Genomic DNA, 19,692 nt, shown 5'->3' with positions numbered 1-19,692 from the left:
AAACTAAGAGTTGGATTGCTAATTGGGTTTAGAACTCACTTCGGATCAAAATTCAAAGTAACATCCAACAGTAGAAAATGTCATTACTATTTGGAGATTGTCTCTTCAAGGTATTTACTCCCTAAGAAAACGGAAAAATTGCCGAAACTTTGGATTCTAATAAGCGTTTTTAACCGTTATAAACGACTATGCCATTACTACTACTACACTTCAAAAACTCTAACTTGGATTGCTAAACTAATTTTACCCGCCAAGTTCATTCACGAATTCAAAATCGAAACAGATTTTTCTATGAACCTATTTACGAATTTCTTGGATATTATTAAATATTGTTTCTGCTAAATCGTCAGTAGCAAGATCGTTAGTATCTGTACCAAAAGGTTCTTCGATTTCTTCAGAAATATATTCCAATCCAACAAAAATATAAAACACCAATACTGTTACTGGAATTGACCAATAATGCAAATTCGAAACAAAAGCAAATGGCGCCATAGCGACTACTATGAAAATTAGTTTTTTCAAAAATAAATTATAACTGTAAGGAATGGGTGTATTTTTAATGCGTTCACATGCGCCAAGAGAATATGAAATAACTCGCAATTCCTCATCCAAAATAATCGCATCTTCATGAGAAAGCTCACCTTTCTTTTTTAACTTCTGAACTTCCATATACAACTCACTTGAAATGGCATTCGGGATGTGCTTTTTCCCAATAATTTTTCGCTTCAAATCTTCATTTAATGGTAACTTTTCGATTTCCATTTGATCTCTTAAATGAAAACGCATTGAAGAAGGATATGCAGCAATATAATCAAACAAATTATTCTTTTCATCCTTATTTTTGTCATCAATCATCGACTTTACTTTCATAGCGAATACACGACAATTATTAACCAAAGCTCCCCATTGTTTTCTTCCTTCCCACCATTTATCATAAGCAGAATTAATACGGAAAACTAACAATAATGAAAATGCAAAACCAATAAATGAAAACACATCATTCACAGATTCAAAGAAGGTAACTGCATCTTCCCAATATTCTCCTTCGAGGTAACCAACTCCGGTTGCATACAAAGCAACCATAACGATTTCCTTTCTAAATGTCCAAAAAGTATCTGATTTCTGAAATTTTAAAACGTGTCTGAACCAAGTTTTGGGATTGTATTTTATCATTTAACCAAATATATAAATAATGTGATTTAAATAAACATTTTTGGATGGGTCTATGCCATGTTACTCAACAATGCTTTTCGCATTTAATATTTATTCATTCTTCTAACAAAGAAGCAATTACTAAAACAATGAAATACTAATTCCCAGCTCCAATGGTGTCAAATCAGCGCTCCCACTTCCTGTAAATAATGGCGAGAAATAATATGCTCCATAGATTGCCCAATTACGAATTCCAATTCTAACTGTTGCACCATACCTCAATGGATTTGAATCTGCAAAATTATATTGTTTTGTAGCATAGTTTTTACCCTCTATTCTTTCCGTAACTTTCGAAAAGGAATTTAATCGATACCCTATCTTTCCTCCCACCATGAATTTAAAATGCTTATATCCTTTGGTTCTGAATCTTAGTTCTAACGGAATTTCAATATAGTTTGCTCCAAATTTTGAACTTTTTGGTTCATTTCCCTCAGGAAAATCTGATATAAGCGTGTTTTCATTCTCAAGATCTCTGGTAAATTGAATTTTGCTTTTGTTATTGTAATGACTGAAACCTATCCCCCAACCGAAGCTCAAGGTGTTTCTATTGGTCATTACAACGTCAAACATTAATGAAGTATTGAACCCAATTGATGCGGCTGGACTTGATAAATAATCTCTATCTCCATACCAATCATTATAAACCACATCAACGATTAAACGATCATATTTACGAAGTTTTTCAGCATCATAAGGTTCTAAACCACTGAAAAACCACATTACTCCAGGTCTAAATCGAGAATATAAGCCCTCCTCCTTAGTTTGGTATTGACCAAAAAGTGTTGTAGAGTAAAAAAAAAGAATTATCAATAAACTTAAATTTTTCATGCCTCTTTTCTTAATTCACGAATATATTGTTCAAAAGTCCAAGAGCTCGAGATAGCTTCCTCAATAGTTTTACGAGATGTCCATTTCAATTCTTTATTCACTTTATCAGTATTGGCAAAGATTTCCTTTATATCTCCATCTCTTCTTGGTCCAAATTTATATGGCAATTCTTTTCCTGTAATTTTTTCAAAGGCTTTAATCATTTCTAAAACACTGGTTCCTTTACCTGTGCCTACATTGAAAACCTTTGGATTAACTTCATTTGAATCTGACATTTCTAATGCCGCAACGTGTGCTTCTGCCAAATCAACAACATGAATATAATCTCGAATACAAGTTCCATCAGGTGTATCATAATCCTTACCAAAAACGGTCAATTCATCTCTAACTCCAGCTGCGGTTTGTGTAATAAACGGCAATAAATTATTTGGTTTTCCGTCTGGTTCTTCACCAATTGTTCCACTTTCATGAGCTCCTACAGGATTAAAATAACGCAATAAAGTTGCTTTAACGATTGGACAGCTCTTAACAAATTGTTCAATCATTTCTTCACTCACTTTTTTAGTAAATCCATAAGGTGAATTATAGGATACCGGACTTTGTTCATTGACTGGAATTTGCTTTGGATCTCCATAAACCGTGCAGCTAGATGAGAAAACAAAGCTTTTTACCTCAAATTCCTTGGCTAGTTCTAGCATACTGATTAAACTGCCAAAGTTATTATCAAAATACATTAGTGGTTTTTCCATTGATTCCCCAACCGCTTTATCGGCAGCAAAATGAATTATTCCTTCAATTGGAAATTGACTAAAAACACCTTTTAGCCTGAAAGTGTCTTGACAGGCAACATTAAAATAAATTATTTCACTATTCGTGATTTTCTCCAACCTCAGAATAACATCTTTATTAGAATTTCTAAAATCATCAATTATGATTGGCGTATAGCCTTTTTCTATTAAAGCTACAACAGTGTGAGAACCTATGTAACCTGCTCCACCTGTTACTAAAATATGTTTTTTCTCAGTATTCATAATCCAAAAATAAGAATTTAGAAATAGATAATGAGTTAAAAGTTTACAAAGGGATAATTCGTGTCTGTTTCCGACCAGACACAAGTGAACACAATTCATCATTGTTTGGAGTTATTCTGAGTATCGTTTAAACATGATCCTCATGCCATGACCAATTCATAAACAATTGTATTAATTTCGCGTGATAGAAAAAAATCAGTTTTCAATTAAAATGAACAAGCCAGAATTCGATTTCAAAAAGCATCAAAACTTTTCAAAAAGTTGGAAAATGTTGATCCGTTTTTTAATTTATTCGATCATTATTACTGTTCTATTATTCCTCATCTTTTTCAACGACCAATCAAGTAAATCTGAAAAAGAAATTGATCAGATTGATTTAAATATGGAAAATATTGAATTGGAATAAATCAATTTCTCTAGGGATTCTTCTATCAACTATAAAATCCAGTTACTTTTGTATATCCATAAATGGCAAAATAAATTCTAGATATGATTTCTCCTTACGACGATACTTACTTTATGCGCAAAGCCATTGATGAAGCACTAAAAGCTTATGAATTGGATGAAGTACCTGTTGGAGCTATAATCGTAGCTAACAACCAAATTATTGCGAAAGGACATAATCTTACCGAGCAATTGAATGATGTTACTGCTCATGCCGAAATGCAAAGCATTACTTCTGCAGCTGAATCTCTAGGCGGAAAATACCTTAAAAAATGTACACTGTATGTTACTTTAGAACCTTGTGTAATGTGTGCAGGAGCACTAAATTGGTCTCAAATTAGTAAAATAGTCTATGGTGCAAAAGATGAAAGACGCGGAGCATTGCGCTATGAAAACATTTTACACCCAACAACAGAAATTGTGGGTGGAATTCTCGCTGAAGAATGCTCTGATTTAATGAGGAATTTCTTTAAAAGTAAACGCTAAATAGATTGATTTAGATGAGTTAGGTTGACTAACAACGAATTTCATAACATCGTTTTCCAGCTTCACAAAAAACACAAAACAATTCCTATATAAACTCATTTTCAAAGAATCCATTTAACTTAGCGCTCATATTTTAAAATTCCATGGGTAACCCTTTAAAGAAATTAGCAGGACAAACAGCGGTTTACGGCTTATCGAGTATCGTAGGACGATTGTTGAATTATTTGTTGGTTCCCTTATATGTTTCCGTTTTTATAGAACCCTCCGATTACGGAGTGATTTCTGAACTTTACGCATGGATTGCCTTCATAATGGTTTTGCTAACATTTGGAATGGAAACCGCTTTTTTCAAGTTTCTTTCTGATCACCCCCAGAATAAAGAAAAGATATTTAGAAACTCTATGCTGAGCATAGTTCTCATTAACGCTATCTTTCTCCTATTAGTCTTGGTTTTCAATGGTCCGATTGCAGACGCAATGCTCTTTTCCGAAAATCCAGAATACATTATTCTGCTTGCGACAATTGTGGTCATCGATGCCACCTCAGCCCTTCCGTTAGCCAAGCTTCGTGCAGAAGAAAAAGCCAAGAAATTTGTTACTATTCAGCTGACTGGAATTGGGTTGAATATTGGGTTGAATTTAATCCTCATGTTACTTGTTTTTGAACCTAAGGTAGATGACGCAGAAGTGGGGATTCGTTTTATTTTAATCGTTAATTTGATCGCATCACTGGTGAAACCTATCTTTTTATACAAAGATTTTATTTCATTAAAATGGATCTGGGACACAGAATTATTGCGTTCTATGTTCAAATATAGCTTCCCAATTGCCATTGCTGGATTCGCTTTTATTATCAATGAAACTCTGGACCGAATTTTACTAAAACACATTACTTTCCAAAATTCCATTGGTGAATTAACCACGGAAGCCGCATTAACTTATGCTGAATCTCAGGTTGGAATTTACAGTGCAAGTTATAAACTAGCGATGTTGGTCACGATTTTTTTACAAGCTTATCGTTATGCTGCAGAGCCATTTTTCTTTGCTCAATCAAAAAGTAAAGACAGGAACAAAACCTATGTTAAAGTAATGAATTACTTCGTAGGAGCAGTTTTCCTCAGCTTTTTAGGGGTTTCTTTAAATATTGATATTTTCAAATATTTTATTCCTAATCCAGATTATTGGGAAGGATTAAGAATTGTTCCTATACTGCTGTTGGCCAACGTGTTTTCAGGAATTTACATCAATCAAAGTATTTGGTATAAATTGAGCGGACAAACAAAATTCGGAGCTTATATCGCCATGGGTGGAGCAGTTTTGACCATCACATTAAACTTTATTTTTATTCCAATTTATGGATATATGGCGTGTGCTTGGGCAACATTCTTTGTTTATGGTGGTCAAATGGTAGCTTCCTATTTACTTGGTCAAAAACACTACCCTATTCCATACAATCTCAGAAAGTTTGGATTGTACAGTATTGCTGCTATTCTTATCTATTTCATTCTTATGTGGATTGACATTGAAGCGGGGGTTTTACAATTTATTATTCACAATATTTTCATATTATTCTACGTTGGATTGGTCTATTGGATGGAAAAACCAAAAGCAGTTGCTAAATCCCATTAATTCAGATTATCTTTGCACTTTATTAAAGTAAATACACAGAGAAACTTCTTCTAAATGTTACTAGCAAAAGGAAACGTTCATAATCGTTTAGTATTTATTGATATCGCAAGATCCATTGCGATATTAATGATGTTGGAAGGACATTTTATTGTGATGGCTTTAACCGAAAATCACAGAGGAAATGATTTACTATTATATGATATTTGGCGATTCACCCGTGGTTTAACAGCACCATTATTTTTTACCGTTTCAGGATTAGTTTTTACTTATCTTTTAGTGCGTAAAAAAGAACCATTTTTCAAAAACAAACGTGTCAAAAAAGGGTTGAACAGAGGTCTAAAATTAATTCTTTGGGGTTATGCGCTGCAACTCAATCTGTATTTTATTTTTAAAGGAGTGATAGAAAATGGTTCTTACACTTTTAGTGGTTACATGTATATTTTCCACGTTTTACAATGTATTGGAGCCTCTTTAATCACAGTAATCCTACTTTATGGACTAAATCGCTTAATCAAAGTCGTTCCTTTAACTTGGTGGTTTGGTATTTGCGGTACGCTTGTTTTTATTTTAAGACCCACCATTTACGCCTTAGATTTCTCAGCATTTCACCCATTGATTGAAAACATCTTTGTCTCAACCTCTCGAGAGGTAGCTTTCAAATCAATATTTCCATTATTTCCATGGGTGGGGTTTGTAATTTTTGGAGCGATGATAGGCGCATATGTAAGCAAGAACCCTGACAAAGTTTACACAAACAAGTTTCCTTTGATGCTCTTTATTACTGGATTAGTTTTAAATTTATTTTCAGACAACATTTTAAAAATAATCCAACCTGCTTTATTAAATATTTCAGGGATAAAACCATTCTATGGATTAGGTTATTTATTTGCTAGATTTGGACAAGTAATTTGGGTTCTTGCCGTCATTATTTTCTTAGGAAAGCACAAACGCTATTTAAGGATTGTCTACCACAGAAAATTAGCATTCTTAAAAAGCTGGATTATACCAATTACTTTTGGTATTTCAGGATTAACAATCATTTTTTACACTTTACTTTCAGGAAATGAATTCACAATTCTCCCTACTTTTTCTCTCTATGCTTTGGGTCACTTATTCTTATTTATCTCTGTAATAATAATCACTGCGAAACTTGTCAATTGGAATTATAACTTATTCATTAAAGTTGGTCAAAATACGCTTTCAATTTACATTGTTCACGTAATCATTCTTTACAATGGCTTGTTCGGATTTGGATTAAGTACTTATCTCGACAAAAATTTAACTCCATGGTTTTCAATAATTGGAGCAATTGGATTTATCATGACATTCGTATATTTCGTAAAGTATATTGAAGTATTTCAAAAGTATTATGATAAATTATTCTTTTGGAAAAAAAGAAATTAATCGCTAAAGCCTGATTAGAAACCATAGGTCCTTAAAATAACAGTTGAAATGGTGGTAAAACAATTGTTTGAGAAACTTATTCCAAATGATAAATTTCCATCACGTTTTTCATTATTTCAGAGTAATTAATGTTTAAATCAATCAATTTTCCAGAGTGAATATCAAAAACCCAACCATGTACTTGGATTCCTCTACTTCGAAATGCTTTTTGAACTTCCGCAGTTTTAATTACATTGATACATTGTTCTGCAACATTTAACTCAACCAATCTTTTATAGCGAGATTCATCATCAGAAATCCCCATCAATTCTTCCTTGTGAGTTCGATAAACATCTCTAATGTTTCTTAACCATGGATTAAGTAAACCCAAATCTTGTGATTCCATTGCAGCTTTTACTCCACCACAATAATAATGACCGCAAACCACAACATGACTCACTTTTAAATGGGCAACAGCGTAATTTATTACAGACATCGAATTTAAATCTGTATTCGGAACCATGTTTGCTATATTTCTGTGTACGAAAGCTTCTCCAGGAGAAACTCCCATTAACTCTTCAGCAGTTACTCTACTATCTGAGCACCCAATATAAAGAATATCAGGACTCTGCCCTTTTGAAAGATTGTCAAAATAATTGGAATCAACATCTAATTTTGACTGAACCCATTCTTCGTTGTTTTTGAAAATATTATTTATGTCCATTGTTGTTTATTTTAATGAAACGAATGTAATCAAATAATAATTGTCACCTAAGTCTCATGTATGAAAACAATTGTTTTCATACAGTAGTTAATTCATATTGCATCATCAACATTTAAACTTTGTATTAAAGAATAATAAAATTGTTCCTTACACTTTAGCCACTCATAATTCACAATTAAGAGCGGTATCATAAAAATCATTAAAGAATCTTTCATAAATCAAGAAAACCGTATATCTAAAAAGGAATTTCAGTAAAAAAAGTTAATTTTGAAGCCTGTAAAAAAATGGAATTCATTTCATTAATTCACAGGAAGCGTTCAATAACTAACAGATAGGGAAAAATGAAAGTAAAAATCATTAATCGTTCGAAACATGAATTGCCAAAATATGAAACAAAAGCTTCTGCTGGCGTGGATTTAAGAGCAAACATAGAGGAAACGTTTACACTTCAACCTTTGGAGCGTACATTAATAAAAACTGGGTTATTTTTAGAAATCCCTGAAAAATATGAAGCCCAAGTTCGACCAAGAAGTGGCTTAGCAATAAAGCACGGAATTACTTTATTGAATAGCCCTGGAACAATCGACGCAGATTATCGCGGAGAAGTTGGGGTGATTATGGTGAACCTTTCAAAAGACCCATTTGTAATAGAAGACGGAGACCGAATTGCTCAACTTGTTTTTTCAAAAGTAAAGCAAGCTGAATTTATATTAACTGAAGAATTATCAGATACCGACCGCGGGGAAGGCGGTTTTGGAAGCACTGGAAAAAAATAAATTATGAAAATTATAGTACCAATGGCGGGAAGAGGTTCTCGTTTAAGACCACACACTTTAACAGTACCTAAACCACTAGTTCCGGTAGGAGGAAAACCAATTGTTCATCGTCTTGTTGAAGATATCGCAGGAGTTTGTAGCGAGCCAATTGAAGAAATTGCTTTTGTAATTGGTGATTTTGGAGCTGAGGCCGAAAAAGAATTATTGCAAGTTGCTGATAGTTTAGGAGCGAAAGGAAGTATTCATTATCAAACCGAGCCATTGGGAACTGCACATGCTGTTTTGTGTGCTAAAGAGAAGTTAGACGGACCTGTTGTTGTAGCATTTGCAGATACTTTGTTCAAAGCAGACTTCAAAATTGACCCAAACGACGATGGAATTTTATGGGTAAAACAAATTGATGACCCTTCTGCTTTCGGAGTAATTAAAATGAATGAAAAGAATGAAATTATTGATTTTGTGGAAAAACCGCAGACTTTCGTTTCAGACTTAGCAATGATTGGAATTTACTATTTCAAAGAAGGAGCAGATTTAAGAACAGAATTAGATTATTTAATCGAGAATGACGTAATTAAAGGAGGTGAATACCAATTGCCTGACGCTTTGAGAAGATTAACTGAAAAAGGAAAAATCTTTAAGCCTGGTCAAGTTAACGAATGGTTAGACTGTGGAAATAAAGTAGTTACCGTAAATGCGAATCAACGTGTTTTAGAATTCGATAGTGAAAAAAACATCGATATGATTGATGCTTCGGCAAAAATCAACAACAGTGTTGTTATTCCACCTTGTTTTATTGGCAAGAATGTTGTTTTAAACAATAGCGTTGTAGGACCACATGTTTCAATTGGTGCAAATTCAACTGTGAATGGTAGTGTAATTAAAAATACGATTATTCAATCTAAAACCACTGTAGAAAATGTTAACTTAATGGATTCTATGATTGGTAATCATGCGAAAATTTCGAAAACTCCAGACAATCTAAGCGTTGGAGATTACAGTACGATGGATATTTAATGAGAAAACTACTTTTTATATCATCTTTAGTTCTTTTTCCCCTTGCACCCCTTTTTGGTCAAGGGGAAAAGGAAAAATCTATGCAAGAACAAGCAATGGATGATATAAACGCGCTCTCATCTCGCGACTATCCTTACATTGAACAATTTCACCAAGCAATACGTGAAAAGATCTCGGGAAATTACTCAGAAGCTAAAAAACGTTTTAATGCTTGTTTGGAAATAAAACAAGATGATGACGCAGTCTATTTTGGCTTGGCTGAAATTGCTAAAGTTGAAAATAATTTTTCGGCGGCTCTGGAAAACTTTCAAAAAGCCTACGACTTAGATCCATCAAACCTTACTTATCTGCAAGAATTGGCCTATATCCATTTTGAAAGGGCCAATTTTGAACAAGCTGAAATTCTTTTTAAGGAAATGTGCGAACGTGAGCCTAGAAATTTGGATTTCAGATATGGGTACAGCAAGGTTTTAATTTACAACAAGGCTTACCAATTGGCAATTGATGAACTTAATACGCTACAAAGTCAAACAGGCGTAGTTCCTGAGTTGATGATCATGAAAGCCGATTTATATGTTGAAATTAAGAACTATGATAAAGCAGAAGAAACACTCTTAATATTAAAAGAAGAATATCCTAAGAACAAAGAGGTTCTAGGAAATATAATTGCTTTTTATGAGCAACGAGGAGAGAAAAAGAAAGCAATAAACCTCATCGAGCAATTAGCTCAAAACGATCCAGATAATGGAATGGCTCAATTTGTTTTGGCCAATAATCTTATCGAACAAGAAAACTATAAAGAGTTTTTAGAATTGGCTCCTGAACTTTTAAAAAATAATCAAATTGAAATAAAGCAAAAGCTATTTATTTTTAAAAAAATTCAAGATTTAAAACAAGCTGGTGACCCAATGATTTTTGATGCATCTGAGGAGTTGTATAAATCATATCCCGAAGATTTTGAAATTGCATCTAGATATGTTAAAGCATTAATCACTTCCAACCAAAGTAAAAAAGCAGTTTCAGTTGCTCGAAAAGCAACTGTTGACAACCCTAATAATTTTGAAGCTTGGAAATTAGCATTTGCAGTGGAGTCAAATTATATGGATTATCCTGCTCTTTACGAAGATGGAAACAAAGCTTTAGCACTTTTCCCCACTTTACCGGTCATTTATTTTGCAACGGCGGAAGGCGCTCTATATTCAAATAATCCCGAGGAAGCCATTCAACTTTTAGCAGCTGGAGAAATTTATCTTTTAGACGATAAAAAGAAAGAATCCCTATTCTCGATGAGAAAAGGTGAAATCTACTTTCACAACAAAGAATATAAAAAAGGAATAGTTGCATTTGAAAAAGCAATGATTAATAATGCAGATGATCAAAGTATTCAAATTGCTTATGCCTTGGCATTAAGTAAGGCAAAAATTGCTGATGAGGTTGCCAACGAAATTTTAAATAAAATAACTGAAAGCAACCAAACGCGTGATTATTTCTTAGCGAAAGCAATAATGGCTTCTAATTCTCAGAAATATAGTGCAGGAATTGAAATCTTGGAGATTGGAATAAAAAAAGAACTATACAAAGCAGAATTATTGGACTTATTGGGAGATCTTCACTTTCAAAATCAATCCTTAAACAAAGCTTTAGAAGCTTGGAAAGCTGCTCAGAAATCTGAATCAAGAAATCAAAATTTAATTAAGAAGATTAACGAAGAAAAATTATATGCTCCAAAATATTACTAAATATATTTTCTCCATTCTTTTACTTTCCTCTCTTGTTTCTTGTGGAAGTAGAAGAAATGCTGACTTAGAAAATGAAGAAAAATTATCTAAAGTTAGGGAGGAGGTTTTTGTTGATCGTCTTGATAGTTTATCTAAACAACGTCCAGATCATTATTATGCCAAGCTGAACTCAAAATACTCTGATAGCAAGTTCAATGTTTCATTTAAAACATCTATTCGAATGGTTGCCGATAGTGCTTTACATGCATTAATAACATTTGCACGAATTCCGATTTACAATGTCATGGTAACTCCAGATACCTTAACAATGGTAGACAAACGAAACAATTGTTACATGATTGAAGACATGGCTTATCTTAAAAAAACGTTTGGAATAGATTTTAAGCATAAAAACATTGAGGAATTAATTTTAGGAATGCCAGTTGCTTGGGACAAAAAGAACTTTGACTATCATTTAGTCAAAGATCCATACAACTATGTAATTGCTTCAACTACAAAACGAAGAGTTTGGCAACATGAAGACGAGAATGAGGTTAAGATTCGATATTTCATGAGCGAAGACACAAAATCTTTATCAAAGATGATTATTGATAGTCCAAAAGACACCACAACAATTACTATAAATTATTATGATCGTGAAATGCAAGAAGGTTATAGCATTCCTCAATCAGGAGACATTAATGTAGAAACCCCAAGAGATAAGTTGTATGTTGATTTTAAATACAACAAATCGAGTGTGAATGATCCAAGAGTACTATATTTGGCAATACCGAATAAATATGAAAGGTGTGAATAGATTTATTTTATTAGTTGCGCTATTGTTTTTTGCTGTTCCCTCTAACTTATGGGCACAGCCTGGTTCTCAACGTTTAAAAAATGAACAAAAAGCACTTGAACAACAAATTTCTACGACTAAGACCTTACTTGAAAAATCTAAAAAAAACACCCGACTTTCACTTGAAGAAGTAAATCTAATTGAACGTCAAGTTGAATACCGTGAGCAATTGTTGCGCAACATCGACAATCAAATTCGCTCATCCGAATTAAAAATTGAACAAAAAGAAGGTCGAATACAAGAACTAAATGCTGAAATCGAAAGGTTGAAAACGCAATATGCACAGCTTCTTCTTTATGCCTATAAAAAAAGAAATAAATACGGTGATTTGATGTTCATTTTTAGTGCAAACACTGTTGAAGAAGCATTAAAAAGAAAACTATACCTAGAAAAATTAGCTGAAATTCAACAAAAGCAAATGCGCTTAATTCAACAGAATGCTATTCTACTAAAAGAAGAGATTAAAGAATTAGATGGTGAAAGAAAGAAGCAAATTGAATTGGCCGGTCAAAAGAAAATTGAGCGAGCTGAAATAATCAAGACGAAAAAAGCAAAAGAAGAAATTTACCAGCGCTTTAAAGAGCAAGAGGATGAATTGCTTAGAGAGTTGAGAAAGCAAGAACAAGATAAAGAACGTTTAAGACAAGAAATTGCCGCTGCAATTCAAAAAGAAATTGCTACTGAACGTGCCAGAATAGAAAAAGAACGACGTGAAGCAGCAGCTGCCGAAGCTAAACGTAAAGCAGAAGAAGCTAAAAAATCTCCAAACACACCTACAGTAGAAAAAGAAGCACCGAAAAAACCTGTAAAAGAATTTTCGTTAACAGCTGAAAGCGCTTTAATTGGTGAAAGTTTCGCTTCTAATAAAGGTAAATTGCCTTGGCCAGTTGAAAAAGGTTCAATTACACAAAACTATGGAAAAAATAGCCATCCCACATTACCAGGAGTATATACTCAAAACAATGGTTTAGATATAGGAACAGCTAAAAATGCAAATGTGTTGGCTGTATTTAAAGGTGAAGTAACGAGTGTGATTAATATTCCAGGCGCCGGGAAAGTGGTGATTATTAAACACGGTGATTATAGAACAGTATATTCTAATCTTCAAGATGTTTATGTAACAAGAGGAAGTGTTGTGAATACGAAAACAGCAATCGGATCCTTGCTACCAAATCCATCTGGAGATATTTCAGTTGCGCATTTCGAAGTACATCATGTAAAAGGAAATTCTGTGAGTCAGTTGAATCCGAATTTGTGGATTGCTAAGTAGAAACGCATTTCAAACATAAAAGGTGAAATTTAGATACGCTAGACATACAAACGATTTGAATTCCATAATTAATTTTTACACCAAAATCATTGGATTAGAAAAACTAGGAGCTTTTAAAAACCACTCCTATTACAACGGAGTATTTCTTGGCTTTCCGAATAAAGATTGGCATATAGAATTTACAGAATCGAATGAAGAAGCTCTTCATATTCCAGATGATGACGATTTAATTGTATTGTATTTAGAATCGATTGAAAAAATTGATGAAATAAAAGAAAGAGCTCAGAAACTTAAAATATTTCCTGTAAAATCAAAAAATCCATATTGGTGTTTAAATGGTATCGAATTTAAAGACCCTGATGGATATGGTGTGGTTTTGACCTTGGAAAGATAAGTACAGAGTTTCTTAAGCGTTTACGAGAATTCTTAACTCATGGTTTCGGATCTAAATCTCGTAGTAGCAATAAAAAATCTTAAACGCAAAAAAGGGAACTCTTTCGAATTCCCAGTAATATTACATTAATACAGGTTCTTACGCTTTATCGTCTTCGTCGTCAAAAACTTTCTTTGGACGCATTTGTTCGATTGCTCCTAATGTAATCCAATAAGGAACAACGAATGCCATTAAGAAAAGTAATAGCCAAAAAGCCATCCCTGCAATTAAAAGAAACATAACAATACCGAAAATACTCATGATATATTATTTTTGTAAACTATTATTGTAAGTAATTACGCGGTAAAAATAAAAAATAATTTAATACAAAACGATATAACATGGAATATAGAGTAGAAAAAGACACAATGGGTGAAGTAAAAGTACCAGCAGATAAATACTGGGGTGCTCAAACTGAGCGTTCTAGAAACAATTTCAAGATTGGTGCAGAAGCTTCAATGCCATTAGAAATTATTCATGGTTTTGCTTATTTAAAGAAAGCAGCAGCTTACACCAATTGTGAATTGGGAGTTTTAGCAGAAGAAAAAAGAGATTTGATTGCTCAAGTTTGTGATGAAATTATCGCTGGTCAACACGATGATCAATTTCCATTAGTAATTTGGCAAACAGGTTCGGGTACGCAATCGAACATGAACACGAATGAAGTTATTGCCAACCGTGCACATGTAATCGCAGGAAAGAAATTGGGTGAAGGTGAAAAAACACTTGCTCCAAACGATGATGTAAACAAATCTCAATCTTCAAACGATACTTTCCCTACGGGAATGCACATAGCTATCTACAAGCGCATTGTTGAAACTACTGTTCCAGGTGTAAAACATTTACGTGACATTTTAGATCAGAAAGCAAAAAACTTTAAAGACATCGTGAAAATTGGTCGTACACACCTTATGGATGCTACACCTCTAACATTAGGTCAAGAGTTTTCTGGATATGTAGCGCAATTAGATCACGGATTGAAAGCGTTAGACAACACAATGGCTCACCTTTCTGAAATTGCATTAGGAGGAACAGCGGTTGGAACAGGAATCAACACACCAAAAGGATATTCTGAATTAGTAGCAAAGAAAATTGCTGAGTTTACAGGATTACCTTTTATTACAGCTGGAAATAAATTCGAAGCTTTAGCAGCACACGATGCATTAGTTGAAACACACGGAGCATTGAAACAAATCGCTGTTTCTATCAATAAAATTGCCAATGATATTCGAATGATGGCTTCTGGCCCACGTTCAAGCATCGGAGAAATCATGATTCCTGCAAACGAGCCAGGATCTTCAATCATGCCAGGAAAAGTTAATCCAACTCAAGCTGAAGCAATCACAATGGTTGCTGCACAAGTTATGGGGAACGATGTTGCGATTTCTGTAGGTGGAATGCAAGGTCATTATGAATTGAACGTTTTCAAACCAATGATGGCAGCTAACGTTTTGCAATCTGCTCGTTTAATCGGAGATGCTTGTGTTTCTTTCGCAGACAACTGTGCTGTTGGAATTGAGCCAAACCATGAACGTATTGAAGAATTGGTAAACAATTCATTGATGCTTGTTACTGCATTGAATACAAAAATTGGTTACTACAAAGCAGCTGAAATTGCCGGAAATGCACATGAAAAAGGAATTACATTAAAAGAATCAGCATTAGCACTTGGACATGTAACTTCTGAAGAATATGACGAATGGGTTAACCCAAGAAACATGATTGGAGAATAATTTTTGTCTAATTCAACATATACAATGCGAGAGGCTGCAACCACGATTTTAAAATCTGTTGGTTGCAGTTTTTTTTTGTAATAGAAAAGTCTATATTAGTTGTTATGTACATATTAATTTTCATAGCATCTTTATTACTGACCTTTTTGGTGTCCTTTTCGGCCTCTGGCTACTTTTCTTTTTTTATATTTAGTTTTAAGTTTGTATTCTCTGGAGTGCTATTCTTTTTCTTCACCTTATTTGTGCTCAAATTAGCCTCGAAACGAAATAAATCAATCCCCTTAAGCATTCTTCTTATCTCTATCCCACCAGTACTTATTTTAGGGATACATGTATTTGACTTTCAGCGAACTCTAATATCTTTTCCAAGTAATTTAGTTTTTATTTTAGGTATCAGCTTTGGCTTGCTTTTTCACCAAATTCAATCAAAAATTAAAAAACTAACGTTATCTACAATCTATCTCATTGCTATTTTCATCATGGGGTTAGTCTATTACCCCAAGTGGCTTCATTATCTCTCCTTTGGGAATTTTTCGGGGAATATTACTAAGGAATACAAGATGATAGAGTTCACTGGAATTAATGAGAAACAGGAAAAGGTAGATAATTCAATTTTAAACGGAAAAGTTGTAGTATTTGACTTTTGGGATACCGCATGTGGCTACTGCAAAGCAGAGTTTCCCGAATTTAAAAAGCTATCTAAAAAACATTCCTCTAATGACACCCTATTTATTGCTTACAATTACCCTTTAGAAAGAGACGATTTAGATAGAGCCCTCAATTTCTTCGATGTTGACAATACCGAAATATCTTTAATCATCCCCAACGACCGAAACTTATTTGATACACTTGGCATTAACGGAACTCCCACTTATGTAGTTGTTAATTCGTTATCAGAAATAGAATACTACGGTAATATTAAGAATTTAGAAAAGTTTCTGATATCCGACTAAGGTTCAAACAAGTTGGAATCGAAAACCTAAGCAATCTTCCTCCTTTTCACAATTAAGATAATCGTAGAAATTATAAAAATCAATAAAATAGGTATGGCAACCTTTAAGAAATCGCTTTGCTTATTATAAAAGAATGAAAATGGAAACAGCACCTCCCCATCACGTTCAATTTGAACTGGCATGTATTTGTTTTCAGGAACATTTTTATAGTATATTTTTAAATAATCACCCTTTTTGACTTTGGTATACAATTCTTTTTGATAATGCTCAAATTGTGGTCTGATTTTAAAATCTGCATTACCAATTGATATCGTTAAAACAGGAATACTGACATGTCCTAAGGCATAAAGGGCCTGAGACTTCTCTTTTATAGTATCCATTTTTACAAACAAAACCTTACCATATAAAGATCGATTAGACTCAAGCGTCCTAAAACTCAACATTATATATACTAAAAACATCCCAAATCCGATGATTGAAAGGAAAATCCCTAAGGTTTTCATAAACCTAATTTTATTTTCAACTAAATAATCAAAATAGTATTTCATGGAACGGAAATTATTAAAAAAGTTGACGACACTTGAGTTTACATGGATACTGTTTAGTTAAAAGGTCTACCGGGACGACATAGGTCTGCGCGAAAATTTTATTCGTTGTTTTCCAACGGGTTTCTTTTTTCATCGTCTACAAAAATTTAATTTATCGAAAACACCCTAAGCACAAAATTAATACTTTAACCACACAAATAATTTAAATCTTTTTAGCATTCAAACAATTCCTATGTTTTTGTGTTTAATCTATATGTGCACTCGAATAAATAATCTATTTGAATTCATTATTTTTGAAGAAATACTCATAAATAAACAAGGCACTATTTTGTTTTAATCAACAAATAAGACCGTTTAAAGAATGGATTGCTGATTATCCTCAAAAAGTCTGTATATTTCAAGTGCTAAAATATATTAAATAATTATGAAAAGAATATTACTAAGTTTTGCTATCGCTTTCGGAGCAGTTTCTTCCACATATGCACAAGAACCTTATCCTTGTCATACGGATGAAAAAACAGTAGAATATATTGAGTCTTTATCTCCACAAGAGCGAGCTCAACATATCGCTGATCAAGCTCAATACGATTTAGAAATCCAAAATTTTGTTGCTAATAACCCTCAGTTGTTAACTCCGTCAAACGGAAATCAAAGGGCAATAACTTATACAATTCCAGTTGTTTTTCACATTATCCATCAAGATGGACCTGAAAACATTTCTAATGAGCAGGTATTGAATGCGCTTCAGCACATGAACGATGATTATCAAAAATCAAATGCGCTGTGGCCAAACGTGAATCCAGCGTTTTTACCAATTGTTGCTGATGTTGAAATTGAATTTAAGTTAGCTAAATTAGACGGTAGTGGTAATTGTACTAACGGAATTACAAGAACTTTTTCTAACACAACATCAGGTGCTTCTGGTCAACAAAGAATTGCAGCTGTACAGGCAGAACATGGAAATTGGCCTGGAAATAAATACATTAACATTTATGTAGCTGAAGACATTAATGGAGCAGCTGGATATACTTACCGCCCAAATAATGGAATAGGTGCATCAATGTCAAACGGAATCCACGTTTTACATACTTATGTTGGTGATATTGGAACAGCAGGTTCAAATGGAAGACATACATTAACGCATGAAGTAGGACACTGGTTAGATTTACCACACAACTGGGGAGGTACAAACAACCCAGGATTAGCTTCAAACTGTAATGATGACGATGGAATTGCTGACACTCCAAATACTATTGGTTGGACAACTTGTAATGTCAACGGAGAATCTTGTGGTTCTTTAGATAACGTTGAAAATTTCATGGAATATTCATACTGTTCAAAAATGTTCACTAATGGTCAAAAAGCACGTATGCATGCAGCATTAAACAGCAGTGTAGGAGGAAGAAATAACATGCACATAGCTACAAATCTTTCAGCAACTGGAGTTAATTTACCGGATGTAATGTGTAAAGCGGAATTTGGAGCCAATATTCAAGAAATTTGTACAGGAGGTACAGTTTCTTTTGAAGACTTATCTTATAGTGGAGCCTCAGGGTGGAATTGGACTTTCCCAGGTGGAAGCCCGTCTGCTTCAACAAATGAAAACCCAACAGTGACTTATAATACGCCTGGTGTTTATTCAGTAACGCTATCTGCAACAGATGGAACGAATACTGAATCAGAAACTAAATCAGCTTTCATTAGAGTTTTACCAAATTCTGTTGATTTACCAGTAATGGAAAGTTTTGATTACATTCCTTCTTTAACGGGTTCTTTCTGGACAGTTGAAAACAATGGAGGTAATGCGGCATTCGAAATCACTTCTTCTGCAGCTTATACAGGAGCAAAATCTGCGAAGCTTGCCAACTTTGGTCAAAACGCTGGAAATTTTGATGCTTTATTATCAAGTCCTATTGATTTATCGCCAATAACAACTGAGACAACATTAACATTCAGATATGCCTATAGAAAAAGATCTTCTTCAAACGACGAATGGTTGCGTGTATTTATCACTAATGATTGCGGAGAATCATGGGTTCAACGTAAAACACTTAGAGGAAATGGATTATCATCTGAAGTAGCGGGTAACAATTGGACACCTTCATCAGAATCTGATTGGGTTACTGTTCATATGACTAATATCACTTCTCAATATTGGGTTGATAATTTTAGATTCAAATTTGAATTTGAGTCTGATGGTGGGAACAACTTCTATTTAGATGATATAAATATCTATTCTGGTTCTGAAAATGAAGAACCTGTATTAGCTCTTGAAAAGAATACTTTAAACTTTAAGTTTAATCTTTTCCCTAATCCTGCAGAAAATAGCGCAAACGTAACTTTCAATTTGGAAAATAGCCAAAATGTAAATGTTAGCTTGATGAACATGATGGGGCAAACAATTCAATCAAATGACATCAAAGCACAAACAGGAGACAACTTAGTTATGCTAGATACGGAAAGTATTCAAGCTGGGATTTACCTTGTAACTGTAAATATTGCAGGAACTCAGCAAGTGAAAAGACTAATTGTAAAATAAAAATTGTTTCAATGATCATTCAAGCAAGTGCTTTCTGATTATTTGAATAAATTGAATATCTAAAATGGAGCGGACATTAATTTGTCCGCTTCTTTTGTTTAAAAAACGCTGTTCAC

At 33.6% G+C, this 19,692-nt stretch carries 19 protein-coding genes; 13 read left to right on the top strand and 6 right to left on the bottom strand.

What is annotated here, in order from left to right; translation table 11 throughout:
- Positions 1 to 297: 297 nt before the first annotated feature.
- The 3 genes from C6368_RS12295 to galE all read right to left on the bottom strand — a co-directional run bounded on the left by C6368_RS12295 (position 298) and on the right by galE (position 3,071).
- Entirely contained in the window at positions 298 to 1,173 is an 876-nt protein-coding gene (locus C6368_RS12295; protein ID WP_107039512.1) for a bestrophin family protein, read from the bottom strand.
- Between the two features lie 120 nt (positions 1,174 to 1,293).
- Positions 1,294 to 2,040, bottom strand: coding sequence for an outer membrane beta-barrel protein (locus tag C6368_RS12290; RefSeq protein WP_107039511.1), 747 nt, complete (start codon positions 2,038 to 2,040; stop codon positions 1,294 to 1,296).
- Entirely contained in the window at positions 2,037 to 3,071 is a 1,035-nt protein-coding gene (gene galE / locus C6368_RS12285) for a UDP-glucose 4-epimerase GalE (protein ID WP_107039510.1), read from the bottom strand. The genes C6368_RS12290 and galE overlap by 4 nt, the downstream gene beginning before the upstream one ends.
- Positions 3,072 to 3,282: 211 nt before the next feature.
- On the opposite strand from galE, the gene C6368_RS12280 reads away from it, so the two are divergent.
- The 4 genes from C6368_RS12280 to C6368_RS12265 all read left to right on the top strand — a co-directional run bounded on the left by C6368_RS12280 (position 3,283) and on the right by C6368_RS12265 (position 7,033).
- Entirely contained in the window at positions 3,283 to 3,477 is a 195-nt protein-coding gene (locus C6368_RS12280) for a hypothetical protein (protein ID WP_107039509.1), read from the top strand.
- An 83-nt stretch (positions 3,478 to 3,560) separates the two neighbouring features.
- Positions 3,561 to 4,001 carry a nucleoside deaminase gene (locus C6368_RS12275; RefSeq protein WP_107039508.1) on the top strand — a complete coding sequence of 147 codons (441 nt, stop codon included), beginning with the start codon at positions 3,561 to 3,563 and terminating at the stop codon, positions 3,999 to 4,001.
- Positions 4,002 to 4,144: 143 nt separating this feature from the next.
- Positions 4,145 to 5,629: an oligosaccharide flippase family protein gene (locus tag C6368_RS12270; protein ID WP_107039507.1), complete on the top strand. Its 1,485-nt coding sequence runs from the start codon at positions 4,145 to 4,147 to the stop codon at positions 5,627 to 5,629.
- Between the two features lie 54 nt (positions 5,630 to 5,683).
- Complete coding sequence (locus C6368_RS12265) at positions 5,684 to 7,033, top strand: heparan-alpha-glucosaminide N-acetyltransferase domain-containing protein (RefSeq protein ID WP_107039506.1); 1,350 nt, start codon at positions 5,684 to 5,686, stop codon at positions 7,031 to 7,033.
- 76 nt (positions 7,034 to 7,109) lie between these two features.
- Here C6368_RS12265 and C6368_RS12260 read toward each other — a convergent pair whose 3' ends face one another.
- Entirely contained in the window at positions 7,110 to 7,736 is a 627-nt protein-coding gene (locus tag C6368_RS12260) for a carbonic anhydrase (RefSeq protein ID WP_107039505.1), read from the bottom strand.
- A gap of 341 nt (positions 7,737 to 8,077) precedes the next feature.
- Between C6368_RS12260 and dut the strand changes: the two genes are divergently transcribed.
- From dut to C6368_RS12230, 6 genes are read left to right on the top strand one after another with little or no spacing between them, the layout of a single operon-like run.
- Entirely contained in the window at positions 8,078 to 8,512 is a 435-nt protein-coding gene (dut, locus tag C6368_RS12255; protein ID WP_107039504.1) for a dUTP diphosphatase, read from the top strand.
- Between the two features lie 3 nt (positions 8,513 to 8,515).
- The gene (locus C6368_RS12250) at positions 8,516 to 9,526 is read left to right on the top strand and encodes a sugar phosphate nucleotidyltransferase (RefSeq protein ID WP_107039503.1); all 1,011 of its coding nucleotides are present in this window, start codon (positions 8,516 to 8,518) and stop codon (positions 9,524 to 9,526) included.
- Complete coding sequence (locus C6368_RS12245; protein ID WP_107039502.1) at positions 9,526 to 11,265, top strand: tetratricopeptide repeat protein; 1,740 nt, start codon at positions 9,526 to 9,528, stop codon at positions 11,263 to 11,265. Before C6368_RS12250 ends, C6368_RS12245 begins: the two co-directional genes overlap by 1 nt.
- On the top strand, positions 11,246 to 12,061 hold the full coding sequence (locus tag C6368_RS12240) for a DUF4292 domain-containing protein (protein ID WP_107039501.1): 816 nt from the start codon (positions 11,246 to 11,248) through the stop codon (positions 12,059 to 12,061). The genes C6368_RS12245 and C6368_RS12240 overlap by 20 nt, the downstream gene beginning before the upstream one ends.
- Positions 12,006 to 13,370 carry a murein hydrolase activator EnvC family protein gene (locus tag C6368_RS12235; RefSeq protein ID WP_107039500.1) on the top strand — a complete coding sequence of 455 codons (1,365 nt, stop codon included), beginning with the start codon at positions 12,006 to 12,008 and terminating at the stop codon, positions 13,368 to 13,370. Before C6368_RS12240 ends, C6368_RS12235 begins: the two co-directional genes overlap by 56 nt.
- A gap of 22 nt (positions 13,371 to 13,392) precedes the next feature.
- Entirely contained in the window at positions 13,393 to 13,764 is a 372-nt protein-coding gene (locus C6368_RS12230; RefSeq protein WP_107039499.1) for a VOC family protein, read from the top strand.
- A 138-nt stretch (positions 13,765 to 13,902) separates the two neighbouring features.
- Here the strand turns inward: C6368_RS12230 and C6368_RS17405 are convergent, their stop codons facing one another.
- Positions 13,903 to 14,064: a hypothetical protein gene (locus C6368_RS17405; protein WP_199851637.1), complete on the bottom strand. Its 162-nt coding sequence runs from the start codon at positions 14,062 to 14,064 to the stop codon at positions 13,903 to 13,905.
- Between the two features lie 80 nt (positions 14,065 to 14,144).
- Here C6368_RS17405 and fumC point away from each other — a divergent pair, with 80 nt between their 5' ends.
- Together fumC and C6368_RS12220 are read left to right on the top strand one after the other, a co-directional pair.
- A complete protein-coding gene (gene fumC, locus C6368_RS12225; RefSeq protein WP_107039498.1) occupies positions 14,145 to 15,536 on the top strand; it encodes a class II fumarate hydratase in 1,392 nt (463 codons plus the stop codon).
- Between the two features lie 104 nt (positions 15,537 to 15,640).
- Entirely contained in the window at positions 15,641 to 16,489 is an 849-nt protein-coding gene (locus C6368_RS12220; protein WP_107039497.1) for a TlpA family protein disulfide reductase, read from the top strand.
- Positions 16,490 to 16,515: 26 nt separating this feature from the next.
- On the opposite strand, the gene C6368_RS12215 is transcribed toward C6368_RS12220, so the two are convergent.
- Complete coding sequence (locus C6368_RS12215; RefSeq protein WP_107039496.1) at positions 16,516 to 17,037, bottom strand: hypothetical protein; 522 nt, start codon at positions 17,035 to 17,037, stop codon at positions 16,516 to 16,518.
- Positions 17,038 to 17,461: 424 nt separating this feature from the next.
- Between C6368_RS12215 and C6368_RS12210 the strand changes: the two genes are divergently transcribed.
- The gene (locus C6368_RS12210) at positions 17,462 to 19,576 is read left to right on the top strand and encodes a zinc-dependent metalloprotease (RefSeq protein WP_107039495.1); all 2,115 of its coding nucleotides are present in this window, start codon (positions 17,462 to 17,464) and stop codon (positions 19,574 to 19,576) included.
- Positions 19,577 to 19,692: the final 116 nt, after the last annotated feature.

Source organism: Brumimicrobium mesophilum (assembly GCF_003025005.1).
GTDB classification, from domain to species: domain Bacteria; phylum Bacteroidota; class Bacteroidia; order Flavobacteriales_D; family Crocinitomicaceae; genus Brumimicrobium; species Brumimicrobium mesophilum.
The sequence above is the reverse complement of the archived record's forward strand: the minus strand, read 5'-3'. Positions and strand labels throughout refer to the sequence as shown.

Bases quoted from the DNA above. Each gene is read 5' to 3' on its own strand.
- fumC (WP_107039498.1), top strand. From the start codon at position 14,145: ATGGAATATAGAGTAGAAAAAGACACAATGGGTGAAGTAAAAGTACCA.
- C6368_RS12295 (WP_107039512.1), bottom strand. From the start codon at position 1,173: ATGATAAAATACAATCCCAAAACTTGGTTCAGACACGTTTTAAAATTT.
- C6368_RS12240 (WP_107039501.1), top strand. From the start codon at position 11,246: ATGCTCCAAAATATTACTAAATATATTTTCTCCATTCTTTTACTTTCC.
- C6368_RS12245 (WP_107039502.1), top strand. From the start codon at position 9,526: ATGAGAAAACTACTTTTTATATCATCTTTAGTTCTTTTTCCCCTTGCA.
- C6368_RS12280 (WP_107039509.1), top strand. From the start codon at position 3,283: ATGAACAAGCCAGAATTCGATTTCAAAAAGCATCAAAACTTTTCAAAA.
- C6368_RS12265 (WP_107039506.1), top strand. From the start codon at position 5,684: ATGTTACTAGCAAAAGGAAACGTTCATAATCGTTTAGTATTTATTGAT.
- C6368_RS12215 (WP_107039496.1), bottom strand. From the start codon at position 17,037: ATGAAATACTATTTTGATTATTTAGTTGAAAATAAAATTAGGTTTATG.
- C6368_RS12290 (WP_107039511.1), bottom strand. From the start codon at position 2,040: ATGAAAAATTTAAGTTTATTGATAATTCTTTTTTTTTACTCTACAACA.
- C6368_RS17405 (WP_199851637.1), bottom strand. From the start codon at position 14,064: ATGAGTATTTTCGGTATTGTTATGTTTCTTTTAATTGCAGGGATGGCT.
- galE (WP_107039510.1), bottom strand. From the start codon at position 3,071: ATGAATACTGAGAAAAAACATATTTTAGTAACAGGTGGAGCAGGTTAC.
- C6368_RS12260 (WP_107039505.1), bottom strand. From the start codon at position 7,736: ATGGACATAAATAATATTTTCAAAAACAACGAAGAATGGGTTCAGTCA.
- C6368_RS12275 (WP_107039508.1), top strand. From the start codon at position 3,561: ATGATTTCTCCTTACGACGATACTTACTTTATGCGCAAAGCCATTGAT.
- C6368_RS12250 (WP_107039503.1), top strand. From the start codon at position 8,516: ATGAAAATTATAGTACCAATGGCGGGAAGAGGTTCTCGTTTAAGACCA.
- dut (WP_107039504.1), top strand. From the start codon at position 8,078: ATGAAAGTAAAAATCATTAATCGTTCGAAACATGAATTGCCAAAATAT.
- C6368_RS12220 (WP_107039497.1), top strand. From the start codon at position 15,641: ATGTACATATTAATTTTCATAGCATCTTTATTACTGACCTTTTTGGTG.
- C6368_RS12235 (WP_107039500.1), top strand. From the start codon at position 12,006: ATGATCCAAGAGTACTATATTTGGCAATACCGAATAAATATGAAAGGT.
- C6368_RS12270 (WP_107039507.1), top strand. From the start codon at position 4,145: ATGGGTAACCCTTTAAAGAAATTAGCAGGACAAACAGCGGTTTACGGC.
- C6368_RS12210 (WP_107039495.1), top strand. From the start codon at position 17,462: ATGAAAAGAATATTACTAAGTTTTGCTATCGCTTTCGGAGCAGTTTCT.